Origin of the sequence: Myxococcus eversor (genome assembly GCF_010894455.1) — a bacterium.
Classification (GTDB): Bacteria; Myxococcota; Myxococcia; order Myxococcales; family Myxococcaceae; genus Myxococcus; species Myxococcus eversor.
In genome coordinates, this window is sequence record NZ_JAAIXY010000003.1 from 26,286 (window position 1) to 44,548 (window position 18,263).

Genomic DNA, 18,263 nt, shown 5'->3' on the forward strand with positions numbered 1-18,263 from the left:
GCCCGCGCGCAGGTCACTGCGGACGCAGCGCCCGGCGCATGATGTCGCGCAGCGCGCGCAGGTCATCGTCCGACAGCGAGGCGATGAGCTCCGGCGGCTCCGCCAGCCGCTCCAGGAGCCGCTCTCGCAGCGCCACACCCTGCTCCGTCAGCACCAGCATCTTCACGCGCCGGTCCTGCTCGCTGCTGCGCCGCTCCACCAGGCCCCGCGCCTCCATGCGGTCCACCAGGCCGGTGACGTTGGACGCGTCACACGACAGGTAGTTGGCCAGCGTGCTCATCGCCAGCGGGCCCTCGCCGAGCTGACGCACCACGTGCGCCTGCACCGGGGACAGCTCGAACTCCGCCGCCAGCGCGGGGAAGTTCCTCATGTGGGCGTGCATCAGCTCGAACAGCAGCGTCCACGCCTGCTTGGGCAGGTCCCCCGGCTCGTCCCCCCGGGCCTCCGGCCCGGAGTGCGGTGACTTGCCCCGTCGCTCCAGATTTTCGCTGCTTCCACTCATGTCGCTCATGGTAATTCACCCCCGGCACCTAAACAATTGACTTCATCAACTATTGAGGGTTACTACATTCCGGAGCTTCCAAAATCGAACGACATGGCCTATGTGGGGCCGACTCGAAACAGGACCGTGGAAGAAGCCATGCGCCGGCGGATGACCTTCATAAGAGCCGGTGCGGCCCTTCGCGCTGAATTCCTGACGTTCATGACGCGCTCGGGCAAGAAGCCCGGGACGCGGACCCAAGACACAACCCGTAGCAAGTCCACCTAGGACCCATGGGGCTCGCGCCGGCGCGGACCCCACGAGGAGGCAGAGGCGGTTATGAGCTCACTTCTGGCGTTGACCCTGGCGGCCACCCTGGCCGCGGCACCGCCCCCCGTGTTGACCCTTGAAGACGCACTCATCCAGGCGCGCAAAGAGAACCTGGACCTGAAGGCGGCGCAGGCGCGCCTGCGTCAGGCGGACACCGCGTCCCGCAAGGCGTGGGCCGGCTATCTGCCCACCATCGCCGTGGGCGCGGCCATCATCCGCAACTCCAACGCGGCCGTCATTCCTCCGGGTCCCCTGGGTCCCGAGCCCGTGGTCATCCAGCCCCTGGTGCAGCGGCAGTTCCAGGCGGAGCTGCGCCAGGCCATCATCGCGCCCCAGCTGTGGGCGGGCATCCAGGCGGCCTACAAGAGCGAGACGGTCGCCGCGCTCAACGTGGAGCAGGCGCGCCGCGAAATCCTCTTCGGCGTGGCGCAGGCCTACTACGGCGCCGCCGCGCAGGCCCAGGCCGTGACGGTGCAGGAGCGGCTGGTGGAGCTCAACGGCGCGCGCTCGAAGGACACCAAGGTCCGCTTCGACGCGGGCACGGTGACGCGCGTGGCGCTCTTGCGCGCGGAGCAGGACCTGTCCCGCGCGGAGCAGGACCTCATCCGCGCCCGCAACGCGCTGGCGTCCGCGAAGCTGGTGCTGACCACGCTGCTGGCGTTGGACAGCCCGGACTTCGAGGTGGCCCCGCCGCCGGAGCCGCAGGTGCCGGTGAAGACGGATTCGGACGTGCTGGTGCAGCGCGCGCTGGAGCAGCGCGCGGACGTGGCGGCGACCCGTGAGACGACGGAGCTGGCGCGCATCAACAAGCGCGGCGTGTTGTTCAGCTACCTGCCCACCGTGGGCCTCACCGGCACCTGGCGCATCGCCAACGCCGCGGGCTTCGCGGGCCGGGCGGACGTGTGGCTCGTCACCCTGGGCGCCAACTGGACGCTGTGGGATGGCGGTCTGCGCGAGGCCAACCTCACGGAGTCCTCGGCCAAGATTGTCGAGGCCCAGGCCAACGCCCGCAAGGCGGAGCTGACGGCGCGCGAGGAAGTGAAGCGCTCGCAGCTGGATTTGGAGAGCGCCCTGGCCAACCGCCTCAAGGCGGAGCAGTCGGTGGAGCTGGCGCGCGAGTCCCAGCGCCTCACCGACGTCTCCTTCAAGGCCGGCGTGGCCACGTACCTGGAAGTGGCGGACGCGAACACCGCGCTGACCAACGCCGAAATCGGCCTGGTGAGCGAGCGCCTCCAGGCCTCGGTCGCCGCGCTGCGCCTCCTGCGCTCGGTGGGTGCCTTCGAAGCCCGCCCGCTCGACTCCGACTTGAAGGACGAGACGGCGGTGCCGCCCACGGTGCAGCCCCTGCCCGGCGCGACGGGAGAGAACCCGGCGGGGATGCAGGTGCCGCCGGACGCGCAGCTCGAGCAGCAGAAGCAGCCCGCGCAGCAGCCGTAAGGCATCACCGTCCGGCGCCTGAAACCCAGGCGCCGGACCGACCGCCTCCCGGGGCGGTGGCGAGCCCCGCTTGTGAGGCACGTCCACCGACCCCACCCTCGGAAGGAAGACAGCAGCACCCCTTTTTCCGAGGAGGTCATCATGGCGGAAGGACCGTGGGGCAACTGCAAGAGTTGTCGCTACTTCGCCAGCGGCAACGCCAATCCCAGTGACAACGAGACACAACGCTGCATGCAGGCGGACCTGAGCGCGTACGACCTGAAGGTCTCTGGCGCCAGCGGCTGCAACGCGTTCGAGGCCCGCACCGGCGTCGGACTCCCGCAGCAGCAGGAACCCGTCCAGCCGGCGCACTGACACCGGCCCTGGGTTCCCGTCGAGACTTCGTGGAGCACGAGACTCCACGAAGCATGACGGCCCGTCAGGCCGCGACTTCCCTCGACTCCAACCGCCCCACCCCAGGCAGGAAGCGCCCCACCCGCGCCGCGTACTCGCGATACGCCGGGCCGTGCAGTCGCGCGAGGTGCTCCTCCTCCAGCCTGACTTGAAGAGACACGAGCAGCACGGAGTCGGCGCACGCCATCCACGTCCACGCGCTCGGCGTCACGCAGGCCATCCCCACCACCACCCACGACATGCCCGCGAAGATGGGATTGCGGACGACGGAGAACAGGCCGTCCGTCACCAGCGCCGTGGGCTCCCGGTCGATGCCGATGCGCCACGAGGCGCCCATCTGCACCTGGGCCACCAGCACGAGGACGAGCCCCGCGGCAATCATGGCCCAGCCCAACCACCGGACGGCGTCGGGCACGGGCCACACGCCGAGCCGCCCCGGGCCCAGCGCCGCGTACAGCGCGCTCCAGGCCGTCAGCCCGAGGATGAACAGGCCCATGCACACGCCGATGACGCGCTGAAAGGGATTGGCGCGGCGGTGCAGCACGAAGGCGGCGCTCCCCGTGCGGCGGCGCAGCCGCGCGGTGGGCAGCACCAGGGCTAAGAGCAGGAAGGCGACGGCGCTGGCGGGCAGCGCGAGGCGGTGAAGGGATTCGGTGTCCATGGGTGTCCTCGACGAAAGGGCGAGCACCCGCCCGCCCCTGATGCCCCGGCTGACGCTCGGCCCACGCGCGGCATTACACCGGCATTCGTCAGGGACTTTCGGTGACGCGGGGGCGGCCCGGTTCGCAGGCGCAGTCCACGCAGCCGTGGGTGCAGCAGGTGCCGCACAGCTCGATGAGGCGACGGCCCAGGGCCTGCCGGGCGCGGTGCAGGCGGACGGCGGCGTTGTTCGCGGTGAGGCCTTCCTCGCGGGCGAACGTCGTCACGCTGGTGCCCTCCAGGTCCACGCGGCGGATGGCGGCCGAGTACTCGGGCTTGAGCGTGTCCGTGAGCCCCGCCACGCACGCGCACACGGAGGACTCCAGGTCCTCGGTGTCCTCCGTGGAGCGGGGGGCCTGCGCGTCCTCGGCGGCCAGGGCGCGCTCCTCACGGCGGGCGCGGCGGTGGCGGTCCAGCAGGACATTGCGCAGCAGTCGGTAGAACCAGGCCACCGCGCTCTCCTCGTCGCGCAAGCCCTCGCCCTTCTCCAGCCCCTTGACCAGGGCGAGCTGGAGGACCTCCTCGGCCTCCTCGGGGCTGCCCACGCGCGGCGCGAGGAACGCGAGGAAACGGCGCCTCTGGGCGACCAGGGTCTCCACGACGCGCGCGTCCAGGCTCATGCGGTCCTCAGCCCACGGCCTCGCGGGCGAGCGCCACGGGCGCTTCGTCCTCCGGGGTGGCGCGCGGCTGGTGGAAGTAGATGCGCTCCATCAGCCGACGCTGGTGCACGAGCGGCTTGTCGAAGCGGTCCAGGCGCATGCCCTTGTGGCTGTAGGGGGTGCCCGCGACGGTGGGGATGAAGCGCGCGTCGTCGACGACCTCCCAGCGGGTGAGTTCCATGGCCACGCGGGCCGCCACCGGAAGGAAGGGCGTGAGCAGCGGCTGCACGCAGCGCAGGAAGGAGAAGACATGCAGGCGCGTCGTCTTCTCCGTCTCCGGCACGAAGAAGATGTTGGCGCGGGTGATGAAGGGACGCTGCTTGCCGGTGGGGGATTCCCAGCTCACGGTGTACTGGCTGTGCACCGGGTCGAAGCGCGTCACCCACTCGTTGCGGAACAAGTCGCCGTCGCGCACACCCAGAAGCTTCATCAGGGCCGCGGGCCGCTGCGGGGCGAGGTAGCGCACCTCCGTGTGGTCCTCGCGGTTGTGCGCCTCGAACTGCACCTGGTCCGCGTGAGGGTCATCCCAGCCCAGGCGGGTGTGGACGTAGGGCGTGTGCTCGTCCTCGCTGAAGTTGTCGAGCGCGACGTGCAGCGGCGCCTCGAAGAGGACGGAGAAGCTGCCGCCGAAGATGTAGCCGTCGGTGGCGGGCAGCTCCGGCAGCGCGGACAGCGGCGTGTCTTTGTGGGCGAGCCACAGATAGCCTCGGTGCTCCGCCACCTGGAAGCTGCTCACGGTGCAGTGACGCAGCTCCGGCTGGCTGGGATTGGCGCCCTGCCCCTGCGAGTCGAAGCGCCAGCCGTGGTACGGGCACTGGAGCCGTCCATCTGGACGCACGCGGCCCTTGGAGAGCGGCGCGAAGCGGTGGGGGCACTTGTCGGCGAGCGCCGCGGGGCGCCCCTCCGCGTCCCGGAAGAGGGCGTAGGCGCGACCGGCTACCTCGACTCGGACGGGTTTCTTTCGGAGCGACGCGGCGGGGAGCACGGGATGGAAATGACGGAGGACATCAGGCAGTGGCTCCATACTTTCCAAGTATAGCGAGGGACTCAGGACAGGGGAGGAAGACGCTCCAGCAGCCGCCGCAGGTCCGGCTGGAGTTCGTCTGGTGACTCAGCAGCCAGTTCTTCCACGGGGTGAGTGCCCCAGGTGACACCGTAGGTGCGAAGTCCGGCCGCCTTGCCTGCCCTCAAGTCCAGCGTGGTGTCTCCCACCATCCACAAGCCGCCTGTCTTCAGTTCGGCGAGGGCGCGGTGGAGCACGTCGGGTGCGGGCTTGTGCGGAAAGTCATCCGTGCCTTGCACATGGTGGAGCACGGAGCCCAGACCCATGGCATCCACGAAGCGGCGGGCCATGGGGCTCTTCTTGGTGGTGGCCACGGCCAGCAGATAACCGCGCTCGCGCAGGGTGCCGAGGGCCTCCAGCACACCGGGATAGGGGCGCGAGCGGTTCATGTAATTGAGTGGGTAGTGTTCGCGGTAGGTGGCGCACAGCGCGGGCACGTGCTGGGGCGCGAACTCCGCATACATGAGGTCGAGCGGATGGCCGATGAGGGCTCGCACCTGGGCGTAGGTGGGGGCGGTGAGGCCATTCAGGGGAAACGCTTGCAGGAAGGTGTCGATGATGTCCGGCAGCGAGTCCACCAGCGTGCCGTCGAGGTCGAAGAGGATTCCACGGGAGTCAGCGCGGCTCATGCGCTCCTGCATACGTGGTTCGTGCGCTCGGGGCACGTGTTCCTGATGTGAGCCCGCGCGGGCACCCGGCCTGGGAGGCGGACGGGTGCCCGGGTGGAGGTCGTCACCTTCTTGGGCGCCCGCCGAGTTCCGGGAGGTGCTCGTAGGCGTGCAGGAGCGTCTTGAGGTGAACTGGGTTGTCGAGGTCGAGCGGCGCGTCCGTGAGTCCGACCACCCATCCCCCCGTCGCGGTACGGCGCGCCCGTGAAAGCAGCTCCGCGTGGCGCGTCGGGTCTGGGAATCCGATGGCCCGTGCGGCGGCGTCCGACCAGTAGTTCAGCCACCCCAGTCGATGCGGAATCTCTGGTGAGCCGAGGTCCTTTGGGAGCATGAGGGCAGGGAGCCCGCGTGGTGGTGGCTGCGGACTGGCCGCCCAGTTCTTCGTCTGGCGCGCGATGTCCACCCCCGCGCGGAACGGCGTCATCTGCCCCCAGAACGCGCGAGCGCTCTCCGCGACATCGGCCAACACCTCCGCTGCGACCGCGAGGCTGGCGTCATTGAGTGGCAGCGCCGCATGGACCTCGAACAGCGGCTGACCTCTCGGTCCGAAGTCCGCCGGCAACTCCAGCCCATAGAGCGTCACGAGGTCGCTCTCTTCGCCACCGTTGCATACGAGCGGAAAGCCTGGCGAGTCCGGGCGCTCCTGGGCGACCCATGCATCGCGCTCTGGCAGTGGGACGGGTTGCCCCTCGTCGGAGATCGTCCACTCCAGGCGCAGACCAGGACACCCGCGCTCCATGGCACGGACGATGGCCAGGGGGCGGTCATCATCGCGCACCAGCGCTGGGGCGTAGACGATGATGCCAAGGTCGTTGCGTCGCGTGGCGGCCATCTCGCTCAGCACCATTCCATGATGACGATGATGCCCTCAAGCTCCGGTGCCTCGACCTCCAGCGCGTCTTTGTGCTCGGCGCTGCGCACGCCGACCCGGAAGTCGAATCCGCAGGCCAGCGCGAGGGCCCGCTCTCGCCGCAGCTCCGCCACCTGTTTTCCAGGCACAGTCCTCTGGAGATAGACCGAGAACGTATCGAAGTTGTCGGTCTTCACCTCCCACAGCACGCGTGCGCGGGGTTGAAGCGCGTCGAAACGCTTCCCGTTGACGAGCACATCCGAGCCGGGGAATCCATTCTGGGGAACCCTGTCGGCGCACCTGTTGTGCAAGGCATCTCCGCCCAGATGTCGCACGGGCCGAGGAGTGCAATCCGGGCGGCGCTCCTGCTCCAGAGAAACAGGTGGCGTCGTGGGAGGCTCGTCCTGTCCTGAGGACTCGGGTTTCTGTCTTCGCTCCGCCACGGGTTCCCTCGGCAAGGGCACCGCTTGGGACACGGGCTTCGCTTCCTCCGAATGACCTCGTCGCAGATCATAGGCATCCAGCGCTTCCTTGATGACGACCGCCACCACCACTGCACCGGTGATGACCACCGCGCCGACAACGATTTCCGGTGCAGCCAGGATGCAGATTCCGATTCCCATTGCAGCCGCACCCGCGGAGGCGACGGCACACCTTCCTGTCGGGTCTCGAAACCTGATTCTCTCGTGGTCGAGCGCGTGAAAGCACCGCTCCGCGACCACGGGCCACGGATGAGAAGCCTCTTGAACGGCGCACCGCCCCTCATCGCTCCAGGGCAGCGTCGCCGCCTTCTGGAGATTGGCGAGCCTCTGGCTCCGGGCCTCGGGGGCGATTGGACTCGGCGTGGATGTAGCGCAGGCCGAGAGAAGGAGGAGAAGGAGTGCGAGACAAGCGCGAAGACGCAAGGCCACGTCCGTCCTTTCGGGGATGCCAAGATGTCGTGGAACACAGCTGTGTTTGCCGCTGATCGTCGGGGCTGGGCACGTGTTCCCGACGTGAGCACTCGCGGGCACCCGGCCTGGGAGGAGGACGGGTGCCCGGGTGGAGGACATCACCCTCGCGTCGTGTCACACGAGGGCGGCGGCCTCATGAGGCTTACGGTGTGTAAAGCACCGCGGTGTTGACGATGATGGTCGAGTCGTTCACCACACCTCCCGCGACGAGCACCTTGCCGGAGGGAAGCACGATGGATCGGAATCCGGCCCGAGGGCTCGGCAGGCTCACTGAGTAGGCGGTGACTCCCGTCGTGGGGTCGAACACCTCCGTGGTGAGCCCCACGCCTTCCGTGCCTCCCGTCAACATCAGCCGACCGGAGGGCAACATGACCACGTACCCCGAGGTCCGATTGTGAATCCACGTCCCCACACTCCGCTGGACGTTGAGCGCTGGGTCGTACTCCCACAACGAGGTGCTGACGTGCATCAGGACCTTCCCCGAGGGCAACAGGAACGCCTGCGTCCAGCCCCCCGTGAGCCCCGTCGCGGCGGCCCAGGAGTTCGTGGCCACGTCATAGAGTTCGGCGGTGGAGTTGCCTCCAGCCACCAACACCTTGCCCGAGGGCAACAGGAGCGCGAAGTGGTTCGCCCGACCGGTCACACTCGCGCTCGCGACAGGAACCCAGGAGTTCGTCTCGGGGTCATAGAGTTCCGGGATTCTGCCCCCTCCCGTGGAGTCAGCAGCGCCACCGACGACGAGCACCTTGCCCGAGGGCAGCAGCGTCGCGGTGTGCGAACTCCGCTCGAAGGTCATCGGGGCCGCGACCGTCCAGACATTCGACTGGGGGTCATAGATGTCCGCATCACGCGTTCCGCCCGAGCTGCTCGTGTTGTGGAACCCCCCCACCACCAGGACCTTGCCTGACGGAAGCACCGTCATCGTGGGGTTGAAGCGCCCCCTGCTCATGCTGCCCGCGGCACTCCACGCGCCTGTGTCTGGGGAGTAGAGCTCCGCCGAGGCAAAGGGGGTACCCGGGGCATTGAACCCCCCCGCCACCAGCACCTTGCCCGAAGCAAGCAGGACGGCGCCATATCGGACTCGCGCCGTGAGCATGCTGCCCGTGGCATCCCACCGCGCCACCGTGCCGCTGCCACAGTCAGGCCCGTTGACCACGCTCACGCTGAACGTGTGCGCCACGGAGAAGCCTCGCGCGTTGGTCACCGTCGCCGTGACAGTCGGCGCGCTGCCCTGGGCCACGCAGGCCGGCGCCGTCCAACGGACCTCGCTGGACGTGAAGCTGTTCGTCGCAGTGCCCACCGTGCCGACACTGGACGCCCAGCCGAACGTGAGCGCCGCACCATCCCCGTCCTCGGCCAGTACGCGCAGCGTGACAGCCTCACCACCCGCCACCGTGCTCGCGGACTGGTTCGCCAGGACGATGCGAGGAGGCACACTCGGGCCCGTGCCCGGTCCCACACAGACGCGCAGCGTGCCCTGCCCTCGCCCACCCTTCGCATCCGACACCGTCACGTTGAGCGCGCAGTTGCCACACGGGTCTCCCGACGGCACGGCGCTCGGCGTGAACGACGCGGACAACGACGTCGCCTGCGTCCAAGCCCCAGCGCACACGGTGGACCACTGGTAGGTCAACACATCCCCATCCGCGTCCACCGCATCCACCGTAACGGTGGTGCTCTGTCCCACCGGCACCGGCGAACGAGTCACCGTGATTCCCCGCACCGTCGGCGCCATGTTGAACGCCACGCTGACAGTCGCCCCGCCCGAGTTCGGTCCGCCATCCGTCGACATCGTGCGGACATCAATGCGAAGACTCGTCGCCGCGCCGCGCGAGTCCGTGACAGTCAGCGTCAGCGCGAACTCCCCGGAGACCTGCGGCGCCGTCCACGTCGTGGTCGACGTGCCCGTGGTGGTGAACGTCCCACCCGTGGCGCTCCACGCATAGGAGAACGTGTCAGTCACATCCTTGTCGTGCGCCGTGGCCCGCAGCACGATGCTGCCACCCGGCAACACCACACTCGACGAAGCCACCAGCGAGTCGATGCAAGGCACCGTGTTGTCGAACGGCGTCCCCGTGGAGAGGGATTGCAGCGTGATGGCCACCACCGCCGTCTCACCCGCCACAACCGTGACGCCCTCCGCCACGCCGCGATAACGCAGCGCGCCCTGTGAATCGAACGCCTCCGCGGTGAACGTCCGCGCGGTGCCAGCGGGAATCTGGTGGAACGTCCCCCGCCACGCCCCAGCGTCCTGGACCAGCGCCACCGTGGACGCAGGGACACCCGTGGCCGTCAGCGTGACGGTGACGCGCGTGACGTCCTCTCCCGCGAGCGCCTCCGAAACCGCCCCCACGAACTCCACCGCGCCCAGCGACTGCGCCTCTCCCGACGCGCCACAGCCCAGGGAGGCCCCCAGCATTCCAATGATGAGACAGACCCAGCCCCAGCGCGTCTTGCCTTGCATTTGCATTCGAGCTTCCTTTTCCCAGCGTGAGCAGGAATCGGCCGGGCTCCCCGACGAGTTGGGGCGCGAGGTGAGGAAAGGGAGACAGGCCGTTGGTGAGCCCGCACCACCCCGAGGGAGGCAGGTGCGGGCCGGCGGAGTAGAGCATTCCCTCGGCACTGCGGGCGAACTCATGCAACACAAACAATGGATGTCAGCCCCGACCCTCGCATGGCAAGGATTGACCCATGGGACAAGACAGCCCCGGTCCTGGTGCTACAGTCGCAGCGACCCAAGGTCTACAGGGGGAAGGACCCGACATGCGACTCGATATTTTCTCGGAGATGCAGCACCCGAAGGAACACTGGACCCAGCCGGACCATGAGCACCGGCTCATCCGTGAAACGCTGGAGCAGGCGCGGCTGGCGGATGAGATGGGCTACGGCGTCTGGTGGCAGGTGGAGCACCACACCGCGGTGGAGTTCAGCTACAGCTCCGCGCCGGAAATCATGCTCACCGCCATCGCGATGGGCACGAAGAACATCCACGTGGGCCACTCGGCCGCGCTCGCGCTCCCGCGCTTCAACCACCCCATCCGCATCGCCGAGCGCTCCGCGTTCATCGACCATCTGAGCGGCGGCCGGTTCCAGCTCGGCATGGCCCGCAGCACCATCCCCGAGTGGCGCGTCTTCAACATCGACGCGGACTCCACCCGCTCGCAGATGCAGCAGTCCTTCGAGATGGTTCCGAAGATGTGGACACAGGAGAAGTTCTCCTGGGACACGCCGGACTTCCGCATCAAGGACATCAACGTCATCCCCAAGCCCTACCGCAAGCCTCACCCTCCCCTGTGGCAGGCGTGCTCCAGCCCCGCGTCCTTCGAGCAGGCCGGACGCAACGGCGTGGGCGCGCTCGGCGTGACGCTGTGGGCATCTCCCGAGCAGGTCGGCGAGATGATCCACATCTACCGAGAGGCGCTGAAGACGCGCTGTGAGCCCGTGGGCGAGTTCGTGAACGACCAGGTGGCCTTCTTCACCTTCGTGCACTGCGCGGACTCGGAGCGCGAGGCCATGGAGAACGGCGCCGCCCAGGCCGCGGCCTGGTACACCAACGGCTCCTTCACCTTCTTCGAGGCCAAGGAGCTCTTCGTCAGGACGGCCGCGGAGCTGGAGGCGCTCGCCAAGGACCCCGCGGGCGGTGGCCTGACCGGCCAGTACCTGCGCGGCAAGGACCCGAACGCGCCCGTGTCCCAGGCCCAGCGCATCCTCGGCCGCATCATGTCCGGCGAGGAGGTACCGCACGAGCAGGTCTGGGAAGTCTTGAGCGCGCAGGACTCGCTCATCGTCGGCACGAAGGACCAGGTGCGGCAGGGCCTCAAGCGCTACGAGTCGCTGGGCATCGACGCGCTGATGTCCTTCCACCAGGTGGGCGCCCTCTCGCACGAGGCCGTCCTCAAGAGCATCCGCCTCACCGGCGAGCTCATCCCCGAGTTCAAGACGCCCGCGCCTCCCTGAACCTCGGAGGACGATGAAGGGCCCCTCCCCCCGCTTCCCAGGCGCGCCATCGTGCGCACCTTGGGGAGCGGGGTTCGTCTCGCGGGGAGGGGATGGGGATGAGGGTCAGCCAGCTGACACTGGGATGGGGACTTGCCTGTGCGCTGTGGGCGTCGGGCCCCGCATGGGCGTCTGGCCCGCTCGTGCCCGCCCGGACACAGGGCAACCAGGCGAGTACCCCTGCCTCACGGCAGCACACCCCGAGCCGCCCCAGGCACTTCACGCGCGAGTGGTACGTGAGTCCGTCGGGCTCGGACTCCGCGCCGGGGACGAAGGCGGCGCCGCTGCGCACCATCGGCCGCGCGGTGCGGAGCGCGGGCCCCGGCGAGGTCATCCGTGTCCAGGCCGGCGAGTACGCGGAAGGCGTGCTCATCGACGGCGCCGCCGTGAAGGAAGGCCGGGCGAACGCGCCCATCACCCTGCTGGGCGAGGGCAAGCCTCGCATCGTCCCGGCCGCGCGCGGCGGCACGCTGGTGCAGGTGCGCAAGCCCCACTGGATTGTGGAGGGCTTCGAAATCGACGTGCGCGGTCAGCCCCGCTTCGCCGTCATCTTCGAGGGCAACACCACCGGCGCGCGGCTCACCGGCTGCGACATCCACCACGGCACGCTGGGCGGCGGCGTCAGCACCCACGGCGGCGCCCGGGACGTCCTCATCGACAACAACCACATCCACGACTTCCGCAGGCGCCCCAAGGGCGACTCGCACGGCGTCGTCATCCAGGCCACGTCGCGAAACATCACCGTGCGCGGCAATGACATCCACGGCAACTCCGGCGACTCCGTGCAGTGCCTGCTGCCCGAGCACAAGGGCCAGGCCGTCGCGCGCGACGTGCTCATCGAAGGCAACCAACTCCACGACAACGACGAGAACGCCGTGGACATCAAGACGTGTCAGGGCGTCGTCATCCGTGACAACACGATGTACGGCTTCCGCAAGTCGCCCACCTCCGCGGGCGAGGCCGTCGTCATCCACTTCTCCGCGCGCGACGTGCGCGTGGAGGACAACCGCATCTCCGACGCGGGGCGAGGCATCTCCGTGGGCGGCTCGCGCGAGGGCAACCAGCCCAGCCCCGTGAATGTGGTGGTGCGCGGCAATGACATCCGGAACATCACCCAGAGCGGCGGGAGCGACGGCGCGGGCATCCGCGTGGAGAACTCGCGCGGCGTGGAGGTGGTGGACAACACCATCGCCAACGCGGAGGGCTACGGGATGATGCTCGGCCTGGGCTCCAACGGCGCGCCCAGCGAGGACCTCACGGTGCGTGGCAACGTCATCCAGGGCCGCAACCTGGTGCGTCTGGGCAAGCACCGGCCCGGCCTGAAGATGGACCGGAACCGGTACGCCACCGAGGGGACCTTCAAGGTCGACCCCGAGGAGACGCAGGACCTGGGACGCTGGCGCGCGGTCTCCGGCGTGGACCTGAAGTCCACCCCGCTCCAGTGAGCCCCGGGCACCCCTCCGCTCGAGAAAGCGGAAGGGGCCCGCTCCACACCACGGCTCAGGGCGTCTCGTCGGACGGCACGTCACCCGTGAGCACGCAGATGAGCGCGTCCGGGTCGCACTTCACGGGGAACAGCGGGTTGATGCCGGAGCCGCGCAGGCGGCCCACGGAGTAGTCCGCGTACGGGTCGCACTTCGCCTCGTCCGGCTTGCCCCCGGTCGCACAACCCACCACCGGCCAGATGCCCTTGGCCTGGTACGTCGCCGTGCACCCGTTCTCCGTGTAGCTCAGGTCCGCCTTGAACTGCGTGCCCGGAATGCCAGGCGTGTTGTAGATGCGCAGGTTGGACCACTCGTAGCGGAAGCTCTGCGCGGGCAGCGTCTCCGTGGCGGGCACCTCCAGCCGCGTGGGGCTCAGCGTGGGCACGTCACAGAAGTGGTCCTCGCCAGGGCCCTCGCTGGAGAACGCGCCCACCGAGTAGGGCGTGTGCGAGGCGTCCAGGTCCGGCCGCTCGTCGAAGTCCTCCAGCAGCCTGCCCAGGCGCGCGCTGCGCACGGCGACGGTGTCCCGCGCGTTGGGGTCCTGGCTGTAGTACTTCTGCAGGCCCAGCGACTCTGGCTTGAGCTGTGCGCACTGCTGGTCCGGATTCTGTCCGGGCAACAGCGTGTACACGGCGGCGAACGAACCGATGGAGCCATCGCTCACCGCGCGCGCCACGACACACTGAGGCTCCGGGTCCTCCACGCCACAGCCCGCGAGCAGAACCAGCGCGGCGACGCCTGGCCCCCATCCCATCCAACGAGTCTTCATGGGTGATTGTCCTTTCATGGTGGGGGCCTAGAAGCTGAGCTTCGCGCCCAGACGGATGGAGCGCGGCGCCTGGTAGGCGGTGGGGCGCTTGAAGTTGGGGTTGATGTCGGAGGTGGTGATGGGCAGGTTCGTCGCCGTGGAGATGACCTTGCAGCCCGGGTTGTTGGCCGTGAGGCACGCCGTCAAATCCGCCGGCTTTCCCCCCTGCTCAATCGCATAGACGCGGGTGAAGGTCAGCGTCTGGTCCACCGCGGTGTACTGCTGGAAGTTGAAGAGGTTGAACGCATCCAGCGACATGCTCAGCGTGTAGTCCTGGGACAGCTTCTGGTTGACGCCCACGTGGGTGTCGATGTTGTGGACCCAGGGCAGCCGGCCGGCGCTGCCGCGCGGAAGGATGAACGTCTCCGAGCCGCTGCGCCGGGGGTGCGCGCCCAGGTAGTTGAGCGGCGTGCCGGAGCGGCTGCGGTAGCCACCGCCGATGTTGACGCTCGTCCCCTTCGTCAACTGGAACTCGCGCGCGCCGAACACCTTGATGGAGTGCGTGCGATCTCCAGGCAGCGGGCCGTCGCGGTTGGTGGTGAGCGACAGCAGGTCGAAGTCGCGCGTGAGGTTGGGCGACAGCTGGCCGGTGTCCGCGCGGAACAGGCCGGAGTAGTTGCCGCGCAGTTGGGACCACGTGTAGCTGGCCTGGGCCAGCCAGCCGTTGGAGAACCCCTTCTGGTAGTACAGGTTCACCGCGTCGTACTTGCGCACCGCCTCCGGGAAGTCGGCCGAGTACCCCTTGCCGGGGTTGCCCAGGAAGAAGGTGTTGCCGTCGTCGCGGCTCATGTCCTCGATGACGTCGTTGAGCTGACGGCGGGTGTACTGCAGGCCGAAGCGGCCGAGCAGCACCTCGTACTCGCCGCCCACCATGATTTCGTCCGCGGACTGGGCGCGGATGTTCGGGTCCACCGGCACGCGGTCTCCACCCTGCGCGTCCCAGGCCTGGTTGGGGCTCTCGCGGTTGCCGATGAGCTGGCGGTTGCGGCTGGCCACGCAGTCCGTCACCAGCGAGTTGCGGTCATTGGGGTTGCACGGCGGCGAGTCGTACGTGGCCGACAGCAACTGCTGCTGCGGGAAGGACAGGTCCGCCATGTCCAGCGGCACGTTCTCGAAGAAGCGCGCGAAGTTGACGAACAGCTTGGAGCGGCCCTGCTGGGTGAAGTCGTAGACGGCGCCCACGCGCGGCGACCACTGGTTGGGCAGGTGCAGGCCCACCTTGTCGTCCAGGCCCCACAGCGTCTGCACGTCGTAGCGCAGGCCCGCGTTGACCGTGACGGTGTCCATGATGGACCAGCTGTCCTGCACGAAGCCGCCCACCGTCATCGACGTGGACGTGCCTTCCTTGCTGGCCAGGAACACCGGCGAGTCCGGTCCCTCCAGGTAGCCGTACTGGTTGAGGGTGTAGAAGCAGTCGCCGCCGGTGCACTCCTGCCAGGGCGTGCCGCCGGTGCGCGCGCGGTTGTTGTAGAAGCTCATCCGCTCCGCGTCGAAGCCCGCCTTGACGATGTGGTGGCCCAACGCCTGGAACAGGTACGTGCCCATCACCTTGCCCTGGACCCGGTCCAGCTCCTGCTCGCTGATGGTGCCGGGGCCGCCGGTGGAGTAGGCGGTGACGGGACAGTTGCGGCGCTGCTCGGCGTCGGTGGCGCCACAGACGGACGGGTCCACCAGGGACTCGAACTCGGTGATGGTGTGGGGGCCGGGGTTGCGGGTGCGACGCCAGGCGATGTTGGGCCGGGAGGCCAGGCCCGTGTCCGACACCAGCCCGGAGCCATCCGACGGCAGCGTGCTGTCCGACTGGTGGTGCCAGCCGAGCGTCGCGTCCACGAGGAACTTCTTGTCGAAGAACGACGAGGACTGCTTGGCGACGATGTCCATGACACCGTTGGAGCGGCGGGTGGCGATGGAGTCGTAGGAGCCCTGCACGAAGCCGGTGCAGGACAGGCCCACGCAGACCTCCGGGTCACCGTCGTCGCTGAAGGCATACTTGCCGTCGCCGCCGGAGGAGCGCGGCGTGCCGAAGACGGAGACCGACAGGTTGTGGTCCGGGTTGAAGAGGTACGTCAGCTTGCTCATGTACTGGATGCTCCGCTCGTCGGCGAAGCGGGTCGTCTGCGAGCCTTCAATCGGCGTCACCTGTCCGAAGCCCGTCTCCGGGTCCCTGCGGCGCTGGCCCACCGCGGCGCAGCCAGCCGCCGGGTCCACCTCCGTGCAGAAGTCCAGCGTGCTCAGCTGGCGGTCCACGCGGATGCGATTGAACGAGGGCGCCACGCCCACGTAGAACCAGAGCTTGTCCTTGAGGATGGGACCGCCCAGATCAAAGCCGAAGTCCCCCTGGTTCCACGGCTGTCCCTGCGCGGAGATGACGGTGCCTTCCTGACGGACCACCGTGCCGTTGCGCTGCAACGCACCGGGCGCCATGTTCGCGAACACCGAGCCGTGGAACTCGTTGGAGCCGGACTTGGTGACGACGTTGAGCACGCCACCCGTGGAGCGGCCGTACTCCGGCATGTAGCCACCGGTGATGACGTTGACCTCCTGGACGAACTCGACGGACAGGGGCGTGCCCAGCGTTCCCACGCTCGGGTCATTCACGGACAGGCCATCCACCACGTACTGGCTCTCCGGCGAGCTGCTGCCACTGACGCTCACGCCGTAGCGGTCCTCCGTGGCGCCCGGGGCCAGTTCGGCCAGCGACTCGAAGGAGCGCGACGCGGAGCCCTTCGTGCCGGGGCGGATGACGGCCATGGTGCGCAGGAAGTCCGCGTCCACGTTCAGGCCCGTCGTGCTGGAGCCGACGTCCACCGTGGGCGCCGCGCTGACCGAAATCTCCTCGCCGAAGGACGAGGGCAGCAGCTGGATGTTGACCCGGATGGTGCGGTCCAACCGCAGGACGATGTCGCTGCGCACGAAGGGCTCGAAGCCCTCGCGCTCCACGCGCAGCGTGTACGTGCCCGGCGGAAGCTGGGCGAGCCGGTACAGGCCGCTCGTGTCCGAGACGACCACGCGCTCACCCTGCAGCTTCGGCGACGTCGCCGTCACGACAGCGTCCGCGAGCGTGCGCTTGTCATCCGCGCTGGTGATGGTGCCGGTGATGACCGAGACGCCCTGCGCGAATGCCCCCGCGCCAATGAGCAGGACCGCGAGACACAGCCCGCGAGCAAGACCTACACGTATGGACAAAGCTGACTCCCTCCCGTGATTCGGGGAGGCACTCTGTCTCAAGACGCGAGAAAGCAACAATCCCTAATTAAACAGTACAGGCGGACGGGTCGCGTCACTCGCGGGAGGGGGCGCAGGCGGGGGTGCCTTGGACCAAAGGCCCGCGTGGGACGGGCACGCCCGATGAAGCTCCGTCGTCCACGTCCCGGCAGCCCCCTGGTTGCATGACCCCGGCAAGGCCCCTCACATCGCTGGCCACGCTCGACGGGGGCTTGCTGGACGGGATGCGGGCACACTTGCGTGAGGTCACCGAGCGGGAGCCAGGTGGGGCCACGTCGCGGGAGCGCGGTGGTTTATGCTGCGCGCCGCGTGGACGCTCCCCTGCCCTCCCGACGACGCTACCTGGTGGCCGCCGTGCTCTTCGCCAGCGTGAGCATGCTGGCGGCACTGGCGACGCTGTACGTGCAGGGCCTGCTCCCCGCCTCCGTGCCTTCCGCCGATGAGCCCTTCCACTACCAGGGCTTCGAGAAGGTGCTCCGGCATGTCCGGCCGGACGGCGACGTGGACTTCTCCTCCATGGGGCTGGAGCGCTCGGAGCTGGACCGCTTCGTCGCGTCGCTCGCCGCCTTCTCTCCGCACAACCGGCCGGATGTCTTTCCCACGTCGGAGGACGCGCTCGCGTTCTGGCTCAACACCTACCACGCGCTCGTGCTCCAGCAGGTGGTGGATGGGTATCCTTATCTGGAGAGCGTCGAGCAGCCGTGGCCGGGACGCTTCTTCTGGGCCCGCTCATGGCCGGTGGGCGGCCGGCGGATGACGCTGTGGTCGCTGCGCCATCGCATCCTGTCCGGGGAGTTCGCCGACCCGCGCGTCCACCTCGCGCTCTTCCACGCCACCCGGGGCGGCCCGCGCATGGACAGCTCCCACTTCCAGCCCGAGTATCTCGACGCGCAGCTCAACGAGGCCAGCCGCCGCTTCGTGGGTGACAAGCGTCACGTGCGTCTGGACCGGGACACCGTGCACCTGGCGCGGCTGTTCGACACCTACCGCGAGGACTTCCTCGCCGCCCTGCCCGAGGGCCGCCGGGGCAACGTGCTCCAGTTCGTCTGGGCCTTCCTGCCCGACACCTGCGAGGAACGCCCCGGCTGCGACACCCGCGCCGACCTGGACCACGCCTGCGGCCCCAAGCTGGACCGCTGCCACATCGTCTTCGAGCCGGAAGACACCGCGCTCCCGGACGCCGCCGCGCGGCCCTCTCGCACGGCGCGCTGAAGTCC

15 protein-coding genes are annotated in these 18,263 nt (G+C 68.8%); 5 read left to right on the forward strand and 10 right to left on the reverse strand.

All coding sequences use genetic code 11. The features are described from left to right. Nucleotides 1–13: 13 nt before the first annotated feature. Nucleotides 14–511, reverse strand: a complete 498-nt coding sequence (locus tag G4D83_RS06900) for a MarR family winged helix-turn-helix transcriptional regulator (RefSeq protein WP_163863883.1) — start codon at nt 509–511, stop codon at nt 14–16. 309 nt (nt 512–820) lie between these two features. Here G4D83_RS06900 and G4D83_RS06905 point away from each other — a divergent pair, with 309 nt between their 5' ends. Together G4D83_RS06905 and G4D83_RS06910 are read left to right on the forward strand one after the other, a co-directional pair. Continuing rightward, nucleotides 821–2,248 (forward strand): TolC family protein, encoded by a 1,428-nt coding sequence (locus G4D83_RS06905; protein WP_163863884.1) that lies wholly within the window; start codon nt 821–823, stop codon nt 2,246–2,248. Nucleotides 2,249–2,389: 141 nt separating this feature from the next. Next, complete coding sequence (locus G4D83_RS06910; protein ID WP_163863885.1) at nt 2,390–2,602, forward strand: hypothetical protein; 213 nt, start codon at nt 2,390–2,392, stop codon at nt 2,600–2,602. Between the two features lie 64 nt (nt 2,603–2,666). Here the strand turns inward: G4D83_RS06910 and G4D83_RS06915 are convergent, their stop codons facing one another. From G4D83_RS06915 to G4D83_RS06945, 7 genes are all read right to left on the reverse strand, one after another. Further along, entirely contained in the window at nt 2,667–3,302 is a 636-nt protein-coding gene (locus G4D83_RS06915; RefSeq protein ID WP_163863886.1) for a methyltransferase family protein, read from the reverse strand. Between the two features lie 88 nt (nt 3,303–3,390). Continuing rightward, on the reverse strand, nt 3,391–3,960 hold the full coding sequence (locus G4D83_RS06920; protein WP_163863887.1) for an RNA polymerase sigma factor: 570 nt from the start codon (nt 3,958–3,960) through the stop codon (nt 3,391–3,393). A 7-nt stretch (nt 3,961–3,967) separates the two neighbouring features. Then, the gene (locus G4D83_RS06925; RefSeq protein WP_163863888.1) at nt 3,968–5,023 is read right to left on the reverse strand and encodes a Rieske 2Fe-2S domain-containing protein; all 1,056 of its coding nucleotides are present in this window, start codon (nt 5,021–5,023) and stop codon (nt 3,968–3,970) included. A gap of 23 nt (nt 5,024–5,046) precedes the next feature. Continuing rightward, nucleotides 5,047–5,691, reverse strand: coding sequence for an HAD family hydrolase (locus tag G4D83_RS06930; protein WP_163863889.1), 645 nt, complete (start codon nt 5,689–5,691; stop codon nt 5,047–5,049). A 103-nt stretch (nt 5,692–5,794) separates the two neighbouring features. Further along, on the reverse strand, nt 5,795–6,562 hold the full coding sequence (locus G4D83_RS06935; protein ID WP_163863890.1) for a DUF5953 family protein: 768 nt from the start codon (nt 6,560–6,562) through the stop codon (nt 5,795–5,797). A gap of 5 nt (nt 6,563–6,567) precedes the next feature. Then, nucleotides 6,568–7,302, reverse strand: a complete 735-nt coding sequence (locus tag G4D83_RS06940; RefSeq protein ID WP_338041910.1) for a DUF6310 domain-containing protein — start codon at nt 7,300–7,302, stop codon at nt 6,568–6,570. A gap of 373 nt (nt 7,303–7,675) precedes the next feature. Next, nucleotides 7,676–10,003 (reverse strand): Kelch repeat-containing protein, encoded by a 2,328-nt coding sequence (locus G4D83_RS06945; protein ID WP_163863891.1) that lies wholly within the window; start codon nt 10,001–10,003, stop codon nt 7,676–7,678. 293 nt (nt 10,004–10,296) lie between these two features. Between G4D83_RS06945 and G4D83_RS06950 the strand changes: the two genes are divergently transcribed. Both G4D83_RS06950 and G4D83_RS06955 read left to right on the forward strand, forming a co-directional pair. After that, nucleotides 10,297–11,490, forward strand: coding sequence for an LLM class flavin-dependent oxidoreductase (locus G4D83_RS06950; RefSeq protein ID WP_163863892.1), 1,194 nt, complete (start codon nt 10,297–10,299; stop codon nt 11,488–11,490). 275 nt (nt 11,491–11,765) lie between these two features. Continuing rightward, nucleotides 11,766–12,974 carry a right-handed parallel beta-helix repeat-containing protein gene (locus G4D83_RS06955; protein WP_163863893.1) on the forward strand — a complete coding sequence of 403 codons (1,209 nt, stop codon included), beginning with the start codon at nt 11,766–11,768 and terminating at the stop codon, nt 12,972–12,974. 55 nt (nt 12,975–13,029) lie between these two features. On the opposite strand, the gene G4D83_RS06960 is transcribed toward G4D83_RS06955, so the two are convergent. Continuing rightward, the gene (locus G4D83_RS06960; protein WP_163863894.1) at nt 13,030–13,782 is read right to left on the reverse strand and encodes a hypothetical protein; all 753 of its coding nucleotides are present in this window, start codon (nt 13,780–13,782) and stop codon (nt 13,030–13,032) included. 27 nt (nt 13,783–13,809) lie between these two features. Further along, the gene (locus G4D83_RS06965) at nt 13,810–17,007 is read right to left on the reverse strand and encodes a TonB-dependent receptor (RefSeq protein ID WP_163863895.1); all 3,198 of its coding nucleotides are present in this window, start codon (nt 17,005–17,007) and stop codon (nt 13,810–13,812) included. A gap of 414 nt (nt 17,008–17,421) precedes the next feature. On the opposite strand from G4D83_RS06965, the gene G4D83_RS06970 reads away from it, so the two are divergent. Then, on the forward strand, nt 17,422–18,258 hold the full coding sequence (locus G4D83_RS06970; RefSeq protein WP_420826626.1) for a DUF547 domain-containing protein: 837 nt from the start codon (nt 17,422–17,424) through the stop codon (nt 18,256–18,258). Nucleotides 18,259–18,263: the final 5 nt, after the last annotated feature.